Annotated in this window: 13 protein-coding genes; 5 read left to right on the forward strand and 8 right to left on the reverse strand. The window is 47.4% G+C overall.

The features are described 5' to 3' along the window. Positions 1 to 27 precede the first annotated feature (27 nt). Positions 28 to 711 (reverse strand): metal-dependent hydrolase, encoded by a 684-nt coding sequence (locus AJ81_RS08550; protein WP_031505146.1) that lies wholly within the window; start codon positions 709 to 711, stop codon positions 28 to 30. Positions 712 to 787: 76 nt separating this feature from the next. On the opposite strand from AJ81_RS08550, the gene AJ81_RS08555 reads away from it, so the two are divergent. Then, a complete protein-coding gene (locus AJ81_RS08555) occupies positions 788 to 2518 on the forward strand; it encodes an NAD+ synthase (RefSeq protein ID WP_031505147.1) in 1731 nt (576 codons plus the stop codon). A gap of 108 nt (positions 2519 to 2626) precedes the next feature. On the opposite strand, the gene AJ81_RS08560 is transcribed toward AJ81_RS08555, so the two are convergent. The 6 genes from AJ81_RS08560 to AJ81_RS10850 form a co-directional block, all read right to left on the reverse strand. After that, a complete protein-coding gene (locus AJ81_RS08560; RefSeq protein ID WP_031505148.1) occupies positions 2627 to 4336 on the reverse strand; it encodes a YgiQ family radical SAM protein in 1710 nt (569 codons plus the stop codon). 84 nt (positions 4337 to 4420) lie between these two features. Next, the gene (locus tag AJ81_RS08565; RefSeq protein WP_031505149.1) at positions 4421 to 6172 is read right to left on the reverse strand and encodes a hypothetical protein; all 1752 of its coding nucleotides are present in this window, start codon (positions 6170 to 6172) and stop codon (positions 4421 to 4423) included. A gap of 152 nt (positions 6173 to 6324) precedes the next feature. Continuing rightward, positions 6325 to 8448, reverse strand: a complete 2124-nt coding sequence (glgX, locus tag AJ81_RS08570) for a glycogen debranching protein GlgX (protein WP_031505150.1) — start codon at positions 8446 to 8448, stop codon at positions 6325 to 6327. 279 nt (positions 8449 to 8727) lie between these two features. Beyond that, positions 8728 to 9945 (reverse strand): RNA-guided endonuclease InsQ/TnpB family protein, encoded by a 1218-nt coding sequence (locus AJ81_RS08575; RefSeq protein ID WP_039658583.1) that lies wholly within the window; start codon positions 9943 to 9945, stop codon positions 8728 to 8730. After that, the gene (gene tnpA, locus AJ81_RS08580) at positions 9930 to 10319 is read right to left on the reverse strand and encodes an IS200/IS605 family transposase (RefSeq protein WP_039658585.1); all 390 of its coding nucleotides are present in this window, start codon (positions 10317 to 10319) and stop codon (positions 9930 to 9932) included. Before tnpA ends, AJ81_RS08575 begins: the two co-directional genes overlap by 16 nt. Before the next feature lie 30 nt (positions 10320 to 10349). After that, positions 10350 to 10502 (reverse strand): hypothetical protein, encoded by a 153-nt coding sequence (locus AJ81_RS10850; protein WP_154655771.1) that lies wholly within the window; start codon positions 10500 to 10502, stop codon positions 10350 to 10352. 186 nt (positions 10503 to 10688) lie between these two features. Between AJ81_RS10850 and AJ81_RS08585 the strand changes: the two genes are divergently transcribed. The 3 genes from AJ81_RS08585 to AJ81_RS08595 all read left to right on the forward strand — a co-directional run bounded on the left by AJ81_RS08585 (position 10689) and on the right by AJ81_RS08595 (position 13900). Then, the gene (locus AJ81_RS08585; protein WP_031502332.1) at positions 10689 to 11903 is read left to right on the forward strand and encodes a M48 family metallopeptidase; all 1215 of its coding nucleotides are present in this window, start codon (positions 10689 to 10691) and stop codon (positions 11901 to 11903) included. Positions 11904 to 11979: 76 nt separating this feature from the next. Beyond that, positions 11980 to 13239, forward strand: a complete 1260-nt coding sequence (locus AJ81_RS08590; RefSeq protein WP_031502331.1) for a DNA methyltransferase — start codon at positions 11980 to 11982, stop codon at positions 13237 to 13239. Then, positions 13220 to 13900: an MjaI family restriction endonuclease gene (locus tag AJ81_RS08595; protein WP_038059535.1), complete on the forward strand. Its 681-nt coding sequence runs from the start codon at positions 13220 to 13222 to the stop codon at positions 13898 to 13900. The genes AJ81_RS08590 and AJ81_RS08595 overlap by 20 nt, the downstream gene beginning before the upstream one ends. On the opposite strand, the gene wecB is transcribed toward AJ81_RS08595, so the two are convergent. Beyond that, the gene (gene wecB, locus AJ81_RS08600) at positions 13890 to 14951 is read right to left on the reverse strand and encodes a non-hydrolyzing UDP-N-acetylglucosamine 2-epimerase (RefSeq protein ID WP_031502327.1); all 1062 of its coding nucleotides are present in this window, start codon (positions 14949 to 14951) and stop codon (positions 13890 to 13892) included. The genes AJ81_RS08595 and wecB overlap by 11 nt on opposite strands. Positions 14952 to 15090: 139 nt before the next feature. On the opposite strand from wecB, the gene AJ81_RS08605 reads away from it, so the two are divergent. Then, complete coding sequence (locus AJ81_RS08605) at positions 15091 to 15825, forward strand: tetratricopeptide repeat protein (RefSeq protein WP_031502325.1); 735 nt, start codon at positions 15091 to 15093, stop codon at positions 15823 to 15825. Positions 15826 to 15942 lie beyond the last annotated feature (117 nt).

Here is a 15942-nt window from a genome sequence, read left to right on the forward strand (position 1 = left end):
ACAATCGTGAGGCGCACGTGCATCGCCTCACAGTTCAAGTTCGTCCCCGGGTTTCATGATGACGCACTCCACGTTCAGTTTCTCGACTTCTTCTTTGAACTTTTCGGGATCGGATTTGATCACTGGCCACGTGTCGTAGTGCATCGGTACGACTATGCGAGGTTGGATCATTTTCACCGCTTCTATCGCGTCCCAGAGGTCCATAACGAAGTTGCCTCCTATGGGGAGAAACGTCAAATCGATGTTTTCTCTTCTCAAAAGCTCCATGTCTTTGGTCAATCCGGTGTCTCCGGCATGATAGATCTTTTTACCATCGATCTCGATCAGAAAACCACAGGGATTTCCTGCGTACACTGGCAGATCTTCCTCCACGATACTCGAACCATGGAGCGCTGGCGTCAACTTCACACTACCAAAATCAAAAACGTATTTGCCACCTATGTGCATGGGATGGGTACTGATACCGTGTCTCGAGATGTAGCTACAAAGCTCAAAGTTCGCTATCACTGTCGAGCCGTCGCGTTTTGCCAGAGTCACGGTGTCTCCCAAATGGTCTGCATGCCCGTGTGTCACGAGTATGTAATCTATCTTCGGGATGTCTTCAAGCTTGATCGGTGCTTGTGGATTGTTCGTGATGAAAGGATCGATGATGATTCTCTTATCTTCGTGGATGATCAGCACAGCTGCGTGACCCAAATATCTCACTTTCACTGGCCCCACCTCCACAACTTATTTTAACACGTTTCTACTCTCAAACGTGGTGATATCATTTATTTGGTGATCGTACATGAAGAGAATCAGGCTCACTATTGCTCAGCTCAATCCGACCCTTGGTGACTTCGAGGGTAACGTTCGCAAGGCAAAGCTTGCATTAGAACAGGCTCACGCTCTACAGAGTGACTTGCTACTCATACCCGAACTGTTCATCCCGGGTTATCCTCCTGAGGATCTTGCCTTCAGGCTCTCTTTCTTGAAGGCCAATCGGAAGGCATTGGAGGAGTTCGTGGAGAGTACAGCCAACAAAAAGGTTGTATCCATCGTGGGTTTCATGGATTTCGACGAGGACCTGTACAACGCCGCTGCAGTTGTGTACGACGGTCAGGTTAAAGGCGTTTACAGAAAGATCTTCCTTCCCAACTACAGCGTGTTTGACGAGAAAAGATACTTTCGGGCCGGTGACAGATTGCTTATGCTGAAATTCGGTTCTGCCAAGGTGGGAGTGACCATATGCGAAGATATCTGGAGTCCTGCCGAGCCTCTTACTTCACTGGTCAGCGGACTCGGAACGCAACTCGTTGTGAACATCTCGGCTTCTCCATACTGGGTTGGAAAGCCGAGGTTCAGAGAATCGTACGTGTCGATGAAGGCTTACGAATACCATGTAGCGATAGCTTATTGCAACATGGTCGGCGGCCAGGACGAGATCGTCTTCGATGGATCGAGTTTCGTTTGTGATGCGAACGGTCAATTGCTCGCACGGTCGAAATCCTTCGAGGAAGATCTGCTCACAGTGGACGTCGATCTCGATGAGAATCTCAGAGTGAACTTGACTGAACCTCGGCGTCGTTACACGTACGTGGAGAACTCGCCGGTGGAAGTTCTACAGTTCGATGAACCGAAACAGAAAAAACAACACTTGACACCTTCGATTGCACACCCCCACACGAGAGAACAAGAAATGTTCATGGCGCTCGTAACAGGACTCAGAGATTACGTGAGAAAGAATGGCTTCACGAAAGTCGTTTTGGGCTTGAGCGGTGGAATGGATTCTTCTTTGGTTGCAGCAATAGCGGTCGAAGCACTCGGAGCGGAGAACGTGAAGGGCGTTCTTATGCCTTCGATGTACACATCGAGAGAAAGCATCGAGGATGCCTCTCTCCTGGCCGAAAACCTCGGGATCGAGACTTTCACGATACCCATCAACAAAGTTTACGAAGGATACTTACAGGCACTTGCATCAGTGTTTTCAAACATGCCAAGCGACACAACAGAAGAAAACATTCAAGCGCGCATCAGGGGAAACTATCTGATGGCGCTTTCGAACAAGTTTGGCTGGTTGGTTTTGACCACTGGCAACAAGAGCGAGCTCGCCACTGGCTACTGTACCCTCTATGGTGACACGGCGGGAGGCTTCGCCGTCATAAAAGATGTCTACAAGACCGATGTCTACAGAATAGCACGTTGGTACAACGACTGGAAAGGCAGAGAAATAATACCGCAACGGGTTTTCGTCAAACCACCGACGGCCGAGTTGAGACCCAATCAAACGGATCAGGAGAAGCTTCCACCCTACGAAGTGCTCGATGGCATACTGCGTCTCTACATTGACGAAGGTCTCGACGCGCAAGAAATAGTGCAAAAAGGCTATGACGCTTCTGTCGTCGAAAAAGTTCTACGAATGATCCATGCGAGCGAGTACAAAAGAAGACAAGCCCCCATAGGAACAAAGATATCTGTCAGAGCTTTCGGCAAAGATTGGCGGATGCCTATGACGAACAAGTTTAGAGAGATCATTTAGACGAGCCAAACTCACTCTGTTCTGAAGTCTCCGCCGACTGAGATCGCTCTTCAGCAAGGACCTGTCTCGTGTTTTGCTCAAGGTATGCGCTCTCAGACACCTCGCTCGTTAGGTGAAGTCCTCACTTCGGGTGGCTTTGGGGCCAACGATGTTTTCTTTCATCCAGTTTCTCTTTTTCAGAGATTTCTCCACGAAGACCTCTTCGCCCGTCAGCGGGTCAATTCCACTGTAGTACATCGCAGTGCTCAAAGTACCAGGTGCAGGTGTGAATATTTGAACCTGCTGCGGTTTGTAGCCAAGCTTGCTTTGTATGAACTTCTTCAAATAATCGTTCTCCTTTTCAGATTCTCCAGGATGCGCCACGATGAAGTACCCTATCACGTACCTCTCCTTGCCTTGGAGTCTGGCGAGCTTCTCGAATTTTTCTTTGAAGGCGAGGAACAGTTCAGCGGGAGGCTTTCTCATGAACTTCAAGACCTTGGGATGCGCGTGTTCCGGAGCGAGTTTCAACTGGCCCGGCGTGAAGAGAACCAGCTCTTTGATGAATTCTTCACCCGACGGATCTGACAGAACCAGATCGTGCCTGATGCCGGAAGAAACGAACACGTGTCTCACCTTCGCTATCGACTTGATTTTGCGTAGTAAATTCAAAAATGATGAATGGTTCGGCACGGCCCGTTCACAGGGGCTCGGAAAGACACAGTAACGTGCGCATTGCCCATGTGTTTCTCTCCTTTCACAGCGTGCACCGTATAAATTAGCGGTCGGTCCGCCAACATCGCTTATGATTCCTTTGAAGTCTGGATGTTTTGTCAACTGCTTCACTTCTTCCAGTATCGATTCTTCACTTCTGTAGACGACGTGCGTGGTTTGATGGTGCGTCAGTGCACAGAAAGAACAGTTACCATAACATCCTCTCACCGCCGTGATCGAGAACTGGACAGTGTCTATGGCCTTCACGTGTCCCATCGACTCATAGAAAGGATGTACCCTCCGCTCGAAGGGTAAAAGGTAAAGCTCGTCGAGTTCTGCTTGTTCGAGAGGCATTTCCGGTGGGTTTTGAACAACGTACCTGGTGTCTTGTTTCTGACACAGTTTGACAGATCTGAAGGGATCTGTGAGCAAAAGCTGCATCTTGACTGCCTCAGCGAACTTTTTCCTATCCATAGAGATTTCTTCATAACTTGGAAGTTCTATGGCGTCGTTTGGTTTGTGTGAACTCCAGTACATCACACCCCTGAGTTCCTTGCACCTGTCGATGTCTCCAGTTTTTTCTAAGATCCTTGCTATGTTGAGCACTGTCTTCTCAGCCATTCCGTACACGAGAAGGTCGGCCTTGCTATCCACCAAAACGGACTTTCTGATTTTGTCTTGCCACCAATCGTAATGAGCGAACCTTCTCAGACTGGCCTCGAGGCCTCCAAGGACGATGGGCACGTCAGGGAAACACCTTCTTACCAAGTTCGCGTACACGATCGTGGCACGGTCGGGTCTTCTTCCCGCCTCACCTTTAGGACTGTAGTCGTCGTTTTTTCTCTTCTTCATCGAAGCTGTGTAGTTGGCAACCATCGAATCGACGTTTCCTGCAGTGATTCCAAAGAACAAACGTGGTCTTCCAAGGCGCGTTATGTCTCTCTCAGATCGCCAATCTGGTTGGCCAATGACACCAACCTTGTAACCTTTTGAGACGAGGTAATGCCCAATCAGAGCAACACCAAAGGAGGGATGATCCACGTAGGCATCTCCCGTCACGAGTATCACGTCCAGCTCATTCCAGCCGAGTTTCTTCATTTCTTCTTTCGTCGTCGGCAGAAACATGGAATCGCTCCATTTGTTTAGATTAGCACAGTTGTGAAAAGAGAAAAGGGGCAGCACGCTGCCCCTTCGAACGAGTTCGCTGAGTTACTCTACCTTGAAGATCACAACGATCCATCCGTCTTCACGAAAGAGTTTCTCCAAGGACAATTCTTCAGTCAACGTTTCATTGATCTCTTCATCACTTTTCAGCTTCATCGTGACGGTTCTCGCATTCTCGTCCACTTCGTAATCTACGAGTTCGATCACCGAATAGGGTAGCCAGGTGTACCACACCACGACATCACCCAAATCCTCTGGAAATTCTCCATAATCGGCAACGTAACTTCTAAGCGCCTCAACCAAGCTCTGTATGATCTCAGAGGCAGGTGGGATCTCGTACTTCTCATAGCTCTTGAACACGAATATGATCTGTTTTTCCTTGTCAATCTCGACCCAGTTCACGCTGTAATTCATCAATCTCATGACATCTCCCTCGCTGAGACTCGGAGCGAGAGGGCTCGTGATACCAATTTCTACGAGGAAACTTCCGTCCTCCTCCTTGCGTGAATAAAGAACGTTCTCGGGCAAGCCTTCACCGAGGAGAGCTTCCAACTCCTCAAGGTCTTCGGGAGGATTTCTTTTCGCGTAATAGTGGGCGTCATCTATAGCTTGGACGATCCTCTGGAGCGTTGTGAATTCGCTCGGTTTCGGCATGAACTCGAAGAAGATCTCGGAAAGTAATTCTTTCAGCAGGGCGCTCGGGACCTTTGCTTTCACTATCACAGAACACGCGTCCCTGAAAAGCGAAACATCAACGATGGAACCCTCCAGAGAAAGCACGAACCTCAGGATCGCACTGGGATCGACGTCTTTCATATCTTCATCACTCACATTTGAAAACAACAAGCCGATCCCACCTTTGGCAGGTATCTTCAGCGTGAAATCGTCAGACTCGAACAAGATGAAATCGCCCTCCAGTTTCGACTCCAAACCCTGCACTTCAAGTGATCTCACCGCATCCTGAACGTCTTCTTCCTGTAAGTTGAACGAAATCAGAATTTTCTCTTCTTCCTGTGCCATGCTGATCGAGATGTAACTGCTCTTTAGCAAGATTTCCTCAAGACCACCCAGATCGAATTCGAATTCTTCTAAAAGCTCTGCTGGTACTTGTTTGAGGATCGAGGTTGGCGTCAGAACACGCACGTCCGCCCGCACGAGCGTTTTCAAGCCTCGCGGTACGTTCTTTTTCTCCAGTTGTGTCAGCTCCCAGTCCGATTTGCACACTTTCTTTGATGTGATTAACAAGTCCACCATCTCGTCCTTCAGGTCCATTAGGAATTCATCCTCAGTGGGAACACCTTCACTGAAACCGAGCACGTGGAGCAAAATTCCCAGCAAGGGCACCGTGCGAACTCTTCCGTGGATCACTTTGGTCATATCAAGTTCAAGGGCCGGCAATTTTCCTTCGATCAACGCTTTCACATCCTCGATCGTGGACGGACTTGCGAAATAATACAGACCGTTGTTTTCAATCAGTTCACTGTTCTGAACGACCTCGGAAAGATTCTCCCTGACCCATTCAGGTTCGTCAGTAACCACAGAAATCTCAGTGAAGTTTCGTACGTTTTCAAATTCTTCGGACTCGAAAATTTCAAAGGCCACAGCGAGGTTCAGTGTCAGCTTTCCAAAGAAGCACACAAACCCTCTTGGCACTTCACTGGTGAACGCACCCTGCGGTAGCAAATCCTTGACACGGTCAAATCTGTTGATCAGCAAAGCAAAATCTGACGTGATCGGTGCAAAGGCTAAGGCCATGGCGCTTGCCAGGATAGTGGTGAGCACGATGAGCCGCCTCACGTTCAATCCCCCCCCTTGGAGTGTGATCCATTATAGTCTGATTATACTCCCTCTAACAAGACCATGTCGCAAGTTACCGATAAACTGGTATCTCAATATTGCCTAAGCGTGGAACCAAAACGTTCCTCGGTGGCTAAGAATGAATGAAAGGCTCATCTGCCGATGAGCACGACTGAGCTGTGAGGCTGCGCCACGTAGACGTAACCCACGTGAACCGGTTCGTCCAGAAAATCATCTGGACTCTCTTTTGACGTATCAACAACTCTGTACCAGCTTTTTCCATGCAGATATGGAAGAACGAATCTCAAAGGCTCTCTCCACTGGTTCAAAATAACGTAGATGTCGTCATCCTGCTCGCCATTTCCCACATCGCCACTGATCATGAAGGCGATCGAGTGTGAATGGTAAGAAAAATCTGGCTCGAAAGGCCTCACCCCATGCCATGTGAGGTCAGGAATGCCACGACTCGTAGCTTGTCCTGTAAAGAAATGTTCCCTTCTCAACGCCGGGTGCAACTTTCTGAACTCAATCATCTTCTGAAAGAATCGGAATATGTCCGCATGCTTTTCCTTCAACGTCCAGTCAAGCCACGTGGTTTCATCGTCATGGCAGTAAGCGTTGTTGTTGCCCTTCTGTGTTCTGTACATCTCGTCACCCATCAGAATCATAGGTGTGCCGTGCGAAACCATGAGTATGACGACGAAGTTCTTCACCTGTTGTTTTCTGATTCTGTTGATCTGTGGATCGTCCGTTTCACCTTCAACTCCGTAGTTATAGCTGAAATTCTCATCGGCGCCGTCTCTGTTTCCCTCCCCGTTCGCCTCGTTGTGTTTGTAGCGATAGCTCACAAGATCTCTAAGAGTGAAACCATCGTGGCAGGTGACGAAATTTATGCTCGCGTGCGGCGATCTACCGGCGTACAAATCAGCACTACCGGCGATGCGCGTTGCCAGCTCCACGACGGTTCCCTCGTCACCTCTCACGAATCGTCTCACCACGTCTCTGTACTTTCCGTTCCACTCCGCCCATCCCTCCGGGAACTGACCCAAGAAGTATCCTCCCGCCGCATCCCAACCCTCCGCTATGAGTTTCAAATCGTGCAATATCGCGTCTTCGGAGATGTCTTTCAGAAGTGAGAAATCTCCGATCCACTTTCCGTCCGGAGTTCTACCTAAGATAGCGGCCAAATCGAATCTGAAACCATCAACGTGCATTTCGGTAGCCCAGTATCTCAGGCTGTCTATGATCATCTCCTTGACAACTGGATGGTTGCAATTCAGGGTGTTTCCACAACCCGAATAATTCAGATAACGTCTCTTGTTCTTTGGATCGAGCATGTAGTAGATCTCGTTGTCTATGCCTCTGAAGCAGAGCGTGGGACCCAGCTCGTTCCCTTCACCCGTGTGGTTGTAAACGACATCGAGTATGACCTCAAATCCGTGCTTATGCAGTTCTTTCACCAAATCCTTGAACTCAAAGACCTGTTCGCCCAACTTCACGCCAGTTGAATAGTTGCCTGTGACCGCAAAGAAACCGAGTGGATTGTATCCCCACATGTCTTTCAGACGTCTTCCCGTATATGGATTGATGTTCGTGTTCGAATCCACTGAAAACTCGAAAACGGGCATCAACTCAATGGTCGTAACTCCAAGTTCTTTGAGATGATCGAGTTTCTCGGTAAGCCCGCGATAAGTGCCTGGATGTTTCACTTTGGATGTTGGACTGATCGTGAAGAAACGAACGTGCATTTCGTAAATGATGGTGTCTTTCCACGGAATTTTGGGTCTTCTATCGTTTTCCCAATCGTATTTCGAATCGTCTATGACGATAGACTTGGCTGGACTCTGTGCCGAGTCGAGTGTTGAAAAAGAAAGATCCTTTTCAGCAGACTCCCTGTCGTAGCCGTAAATGTAATCTTCTTCCCAATCGATGGAAGAAGAAATTGCCTTGGCGTAAGGATCGAAGAGCAGTTTGTTGACGTTGAATCTTTTTCCATTCAACGGATCGTATTCGCCATCGATGCGCCAGCCGTAGTACTGACCATGACCAACACCGTAAACATAGATGTGCCAGATATCGCCGGTTCTGTTTCTGATGGGATCCAGCACGAACCTGTGAGAAGGTTTTTCATCGTAATGGTTTTGGTAGAGCTCGAGAATCACCCTCCTACCATTTCTGCTGAAGATGGCAAAATTAACACCGCTGTCGTCCGGTGTTGCACCAAGTTTTGGATAGCCACGTTTCGTCTTTAGACGAACATCACTGCCTGGATTCATGTTTGAGTGATAACCTCCGTAAGTTGACAGTCTCACAGTGGTAAAGCGAAGACATCGACCAAGTAGCGCCTCACAGCTTTCAAGTGGGCTTCGCTCAGTTCAAGCAGATCCGATTTGACTTTGTATAAGCGCATCTTCCGCTTGCTCTCCTCTGGATAATCAACCAACCATCTGCTGATCAGAACGGACTCCATTGCGATGGTACCGTGAAACTCAGGAAAACTCGCGATTATTTGACACTCCCAATTCCTTGAAGGGGATGGGATTCTTAGCAGCTCTTTAGGCTGCCTTCCATGGAGCATTTGATACTCCATGGCCACAGAGGTGCGGTTTAAACCTTACACCTCTGACGGGTGCCAATCCCGCTACTACTTGGAACTTCTTCCCAAGATACCTCTGCCAGATGTTTATCGCTCCTACTCCGTCCCTGTGATAACTAAATCCACAACTTTTACACTCATAGTTGCGACCAACCGCATGATTCTTGCTACCACATACAGGACAGACCTGACTCGTATATTCTTCTGAAGCAAGTTTCACTTCAATTCCCAGTAGCTGTGCTTTGTAGGTTGTCATGTCCACCATCTTTCTGAAACACCACTGATGAACTTTTTGATTAAAGTTATCGTTCCCTTCTACACGCTCTCGAATGTTTGTGATATCACCAATTACAATAGTCCCATACCCTTTCTGTAAACACATCTTAAGAAAGTTGCTTGCTATCTTGTGCAGTATGTCCGTTATTTGATGCTTTGTTCGTTTCAGCATTCGCTGCTTTGCTTTTAGCAGTTTTCTATACCTCTTGGAACCTTTCTTGCATTTGCTTAACGTTTGCTGAAAGTCTGCCAACTTCTTGTTGCGATATCTGATTAGACTGTTGAGAATACCACCGTGATACGAAATCACTTCAGAGCCATCAAAGCAAGTTATTGGACGAAGTATGCCAAGGTCTACAGACATAACTTCAACAGACTGTTTCTTCTTATGCTCATTCTTCACCTCTATTGCAAGGTGAAGATAATATTTCTCAGCCTCATACACAAGTCTTACTTGCCTAATTGTTGTACCGGCTGGCAGTGTCGTTTGTATCAAAATTGGCTCCTGACTACTACCCATTGAAAGTCTCAGAACCCCTTCTGGTGAAAGTTTTATAGCAGTATCTTTCCAGATGAACGGCATAAACCTTTTCTTCTTATGTGGTGGTCTCAACTGTGGGTTTGTCTTGACTGCAGTAAAGTAACTGTTAAGCGCCTGAAAGTATTGCTGAACTATAGCCTGTTTGGAATGGGTATGGATATTGATAGTGCTACTCCAGCGCAGGATATATTTTTGTGCTGCTCCTGGTGAAAGCCAGAAACCTTTCTTGCTTTTTACTTTTTTGACCAGCGACATGGTTTTGTTGTAGATTCGACCAGCGAGCCTGTTCAGTTCAGAACACAGAGGATACAATTCTCTCGGAACAGGCACTTTATAAGTTCTGACTATATATCTTGACATTCTTCGATGTACCTCCTGATAGTCTCTTCTGAAACCGTTCCTGCTGAGCCAACATAATATGTTCTGCTCCATAATCCTTCCTTTGTTCTTAGATGTGGAAACTTCTCAAGAAGTTTTTTAGAAGACACTCCTTTAAACAAATTGGCTATTTGAGCTGGGGATAAGCGCGGTGGTGCTGAAACAAAAAGATGGACATGGTCTGGCTGAACTGATAGAGATAGGACTTCAATCCCATGTTTTTTGGCGATTTCAAAAATAAGTTTCTCGAGCTCTTGCCTAACGCTATCTACCAGAATCTTTTTGCGGTATTTAGGTATCCACACAAAATGATAGTTCAAATTATAAAGACTCCATCTTGTTTTTCTTAATTGCATAGCTTTCACCCTATACAATTATAACACATGCTAATAACGAACAAGCTCCTTACCCATCCCCTGAAGGGGAAGGGCTTGCAGAACACTATTTTCTGTCATGGCGATGACCATGGAAAGTTCGCTGGCGAAAGACGTTACCGCGACCAGAAGTACCAACATCACGATACCAGCCAACCTCTTCACAACCTCACCTCCCGAGGATGAATCTCCCTTTGATCTTATTATAGTACGACCATGTTAGTTCGATCAAACAACACGACTGACGAGTAATACTCACTTCTGTTGGCTTTTACCCGCCTTTCTGAGAAAGTCAGTGAATCGTTGTAAAATCGTTCTGTCAACATTGAAGAGGTTGTGGGAGGCGGCTCTATGATCGAAACGATCCTCTTGAGTGTGCTCATCGTCAGAACGACTTGGCGAATCTTTTTAGAAGTTCTGAACTTGCTCCACTCGACCAGCCCTCAGGTTGAGATCCCAGAGGTACTGAAAGACAAGCTCACACCGGAACTGCTCGAAAAATCCAAGCAGTATCTCAAAGATAGGACGAAGCTGAGAATACTCTCTGAAACAACACAACTCGTCGTGACGATCTATCTCGTCTTGCAAGGCTTTCCTCGGCTGGAGCGATTGTTTCTTGCGTATTCTCCACTGCTTCAAGCCTTTCTCTTCTTCGGTGCGCTCGGTACGATCTTCTACCTCGTGAACCTGCCTTTCAGACTCTATTCGATCTTCGTGATCGAAAACAAATACGGCTTCAACACGGCGACGAAAAGAACATTCCTCAGGGACCAAACTATAGCAGTTTCGCTCATCCTTGTGTTTTCCGCGCTCCTGATACCTGTTTTGCTTTGGTTGTTGAAACACCAAGTTTGGTGGTGGCAGGCGTCGATCTTGACCTTTGGCTTCATACTGTTCTTCTGGTTCATCCAGCCAACGCTCATCGCACCGTTGTTCTACAAGTTCACAGAGCTCGAGGACGAAGGTCTGAAAAAAAGAATAAAAGAGCTCATCGAAAGATCTTCTGCGAAAATCCCAAAGATCTACGTGATGAACGCCTCGAAGAGGACAAAGAAGCAGAACGCTTACGTGACTGGCATTGGAAGATCTCGAAGACTGGTCCTCTACGACACGATCATGAACTATCCTTCCGACGAACTGCTCGCCGTGGTCGCGCACGAACTCGGGCACCACGTGAAGAAACACATTCAAAAGAACGTGATCCTGTTCTCAATCTACGCAACGATCTTGTTGTATCTGATGAATTTTGTCTACCAACACATCTTGAAGACCAACGCCTTCGACGTTCAAAGACCTCACACGATCTTCGTGTATTCTTTTCTCTTCGTTTCGACCATATCCTACTTTTTGGAGCCTCTCGTGAACTACCTTTCGAGGAAGATGGAATACGAGGCCGACCTATTCTCTGTAGAACTCTTGAAAAACCCTGCAGCTATGATCTCTGCACTGAAGAGGTTGGTGAAGGAAAATCTTTCTAATGCCAATCCACACCCACTCTACAAAGTCTGGTACTACAGCCACCCCGCACCCGAGGAGAGGATAAGGGCGTTGAGTCAGGTTCAGTGACTACACAGTGGTATAATACAGTTCGAAATTGGACGAATTCTTTGGTAAACTCATTGATCGTACGCGGGGGGATCACATGGCCTGTTGGGCTAAGATCATAATTGCCGACAGTAGAAAAATGCCCGAGATAGCGGACGAGACGATAGGCTTGATAGTCACCTCGCCACCGTACTGGCATTTGAAGGACTACGGTGTCGAGGGACAGATAGGTTATGGACAAAGTTTGCACGAATATCTGAAGGATCTCTATCGGGTATGGGAGGAATCGTACAGGGTGCTCAAACCGGGAAGAAGATTGTGTGTGAACATAGGCGATCAGTTCGCAAGATCGACCGTCTACGGCCGCTACAAGATCGTTCCGCTGCATGCCGAGGTGATCTCCCAGTGCGAACTGATAGGCTTTGACTACATGGGAGCCATAATCTGGCAGAAGAAAACCACGATGAACACCACTGGCGGTGCCACGATCATGGGATCTTATCCATATCCTCCCAACGGGATGATCGAGATAGACTACGAATACATACTCATTTTCAAAAAGCCTGGAAAGGAGGAAAAAGTCCCCGACGAAGTCAAAGAAATGTCGAAACTGAGCAAAGAAGAATGGAAAGAGTACTTTCAAGGACATTGGAGGTTCAACGGTGAAAAGCAGGTTGGCCACGAGGCGATGTTCCCGGAAGAACTACCACGCAGGCTCATAAAGATGTTCAGCTTCGTCGGAGACATCGTTCTGGACCCGTTCCTCGGCAGTGGAACCACCGTGAAAGTTGCACTGAGTTTGAACAGGAACGTGATTGGCTACGAGATCAACAAAGAATTCCTGAACGTGATGAGAGAAAAGATCGGTTTAGAAAACAGGTTGTTCACGTTGGGTGAAGTGCAGATATTGGAGAGAAAAGAAAAGATCAAGATTGACAGTGCGCACGAGTATGAGCCGACTGTAAAGGATGCAAGCCCACGAATCGATCCGAAAGAGCTTAGTTCTGGTGGAGAGAATCTTCACAAGGTTGTTGAAATCGTCGACGAAGAAACGATGAAGTTGGATAACGGTTTGTTGGTGAAGTTTTTGGGTGTCAAGGTGATCGAGAAAGAACGTACGATCGAATATCTGAAACGATACTTGTTGAAGAGAAACGTCTTTGTTGAGTTCGACGCACCAAACTCGGTGTACGAAAAGTTTGTGGAAGCCTACGTTTACACCAAAAACAAGATATTCGTCAACACTCATCTGATCAAGTCCGGGATGGCTCTCGCGGACAGAACCAAAGAGCATCGGTTCAAGAGAAGGTTCATCGAGATAGAGGAGGAAATAGAAAGTGCCAAAGAAAAGAGATAAGAAGCAATGGATTTTGAACGTGTCGTTGAACAGATGGGGACTGAACAAAAAGACCAAGGTGGGGCCTGTCTCGGAGTGGATTCGTCAATGTGCACCGAAATCCATGGAAGAGTGGAGACAACATTACTTCGAAAAACTTAAACAGCATTTTCAGCGTGAGGCGAAAGAATATCTCGAGGAACTCGGAAAGGTACTCTACGAGAAAATCAAAGATGTCGTCCTCTCTGAGATAGGTAGCATCTCTCTGGATGACTGCGTGAAGTACATCGAGGATCTCGTGATCAAGAAGACCTTCGAAGGATACCAGAGGGAAATCGAAACCGTCCATGGATTACTGGAAAAAAAACTCGAGATATCCATCCAACCGGCTCCAGACGAATGGGACAGGGGATACAACGTCGACTATTACATCGAGATCTCTGGTAAATGCATCGGTATCCAGATAAAACCTTTGTCTTACAAACAAGCACCAGAGTCGCACAAGTGGATTGAAAGCCAAAGGAAAGCCCATGAAGAATTTCAGAGCAGATATGGTGGCAAAGTGTTCACCGTGTTCTCCAGCGGCGAAAAAGGCGAAAAGAAATTGCATAACCCGGAGGTCATCGAAGAGATCAGAAGAGAAATAGAAAGACTCAAATCTTCTTCGAATTTCAACTCCTGAACGAAGCTATTATCTCCACGATCCTTTCAGCCGAATGGCCATCTCCGTAAAGGTTCGCTGGGTACGGTACCTTTTCGTCCTCCAACAGCACATTTAACAGATCCTCCGCACTCGCGAGCTTGTTCCAACCCACTTCAACGAGCTCTCTCCAACCAGTGTCTGGCATCAAGATGATGGCACGTTTACCTGCGAAGTACGCTTCCTTTTGTAATCCCCCACTGTCCGTTATCACCTTCCAACACTTCTGCACAAGTCCCATCAGATTGAGATAATCCAACGGCTCTACCACGATCATGTTCTTCAAATGATCTTGCAGGCCGAACTCCTTCACCCTGTTCCTCGTTCGCGGATGGATTGGAAAAACTATCTTGAACTTCTCCGCCACCTTTGCCAACGCGCGCAGAATCTTCTCCAAGATCTCTTTTCGATCCACGTTGAAATCCCTATGGAGCGTCAGCACCAAGTAGTTATTCTCCTCGAGATTGAGCCTCTCCAGACAATCGTACTTGAAATGTTTCTCCATTTTCTTGTACAGATCGAACATGACATCTCCAACGAAGTGCACACCGTTTGTTATTCCCTCTTTTTTGAGATTCTCCACAGCCAACTGACTCGGACAGAGCAAGAGTTTGGAAACATGGTCGGTCAAGACCCTGTTTATCTCCTCCGGCATGTCCTTGGGATGCTGCCTCACACCCGCTTCGACGTGCGCAACGGGTATTTTGAGCTTCGCACCCACTATCGCACCGGCCAAGGTGGTGTTCGTGTCTCCATAGACGACGATCATGTCTGGTCTTTCTTTCTCAACGATCTTTTCGAACTCGATCATGATCTTTCCCGTCATCTCTCCGTGCTTACCTGAACCGACGTTCAAGTTGTGATCGGGACTTCTTATTTTCAAAATTTCGAAGAACACGTCCGACATGTTGTAGTCGTAGTGTTGACCTGAGTGAACCAAGAGCTCTTGAACTCCTCGAACCTTGAACGCCTCGTGCAGCACTGCTTCCTTTATGATCTGTGGCCTCGCGCCGACCAGAGAAAGGACTTTCAAAAGATCACCCCCGAAGTCGAACATGCAAAGAGGATCTCTCAAATTGCCTCCAGATTGATTTTACAGGATGTCATACCATCCAGAGTGTTCTTCTGTTGTATATTAATCTTGAAACCACTTGCGAGAAGGAGGGGTCGCGGTGAGGAAGATCTTCCTGCTCTCATTGTTGTGCCTCGGCTCGTTGATCTTCGCCTTCGAAGAGATCGACGCACTCTTTTTCGAGGCGCGTTCAGAAAGAAACACCGAGAGGATCTTACAGATCATTCAAACGCTCGAATCACGGGGCGATCTCAACCAAAGCAGCGAGTTGCTCACCATTCTTGCAGATTGTTACCTGGAGTACGGCGATTGGGGTGTGGCGAAGGAACAGAAGGAGAAAACGTTGGAACAAGCGAGAAAGTATGCGGAGGCCGCGATCAAGTTGGACTCTCAAAACGGCAAGGCACACTACATCGCAGGTGCAGCGATAGGAAGGCTCGCACAGTACAAGGGGATCATCCAAAGTCTTTTCATGCTGGGTGATTTCGACAAATACATAAACAAGGCGATATCGCTGTTGAACGAAAACAACGAAAAAGAAAGACTCTACAAGACCTTTGCTTTGATAGCCTCGGGCATGAGATACAGAGACGTTCCATGGCCACTGTACGATTACAAAAAATCCGAGCAGCTGCTCTTCGAAGCGGCGAACTTGACGCCCAATTACTCCAACATCTATCTCGAACTGGGCTATCTTTACGTGAAGACGAACAACAAGCAGAAGGCTAAAGAGATGTTCCAAAAAGTACTCGAGATGGAACCGCATCCTTTGTTGGTTGCAGCGCACTTCAGTGCGGTCAAGACAGCTCAGGAAGAGTTCGAGAAGCTGAAGTGAACCAGATGTACGTTATGGCCACGCACTAACAGCAGAAAACCTTCAGTTGAAGTTTTGCTTGTTGCACCGATCGCTCGTTGTTCGACCAATAAGCTTGGAACGGTTCACTCTTGAGTG

This window comes from Pseudothermotoga hypogea DSM 11164 = NBRC 106472 (assembly GCF_000816145.1).
In the GTDB taxonomy this organism is placed as follows: domain Bacteria; phylum Thermotogota; class Thermotogae; order Thermotogales; family DSM-5069; genus Pseudothermotoga_A; species Pseudothermotoga_A hypogea.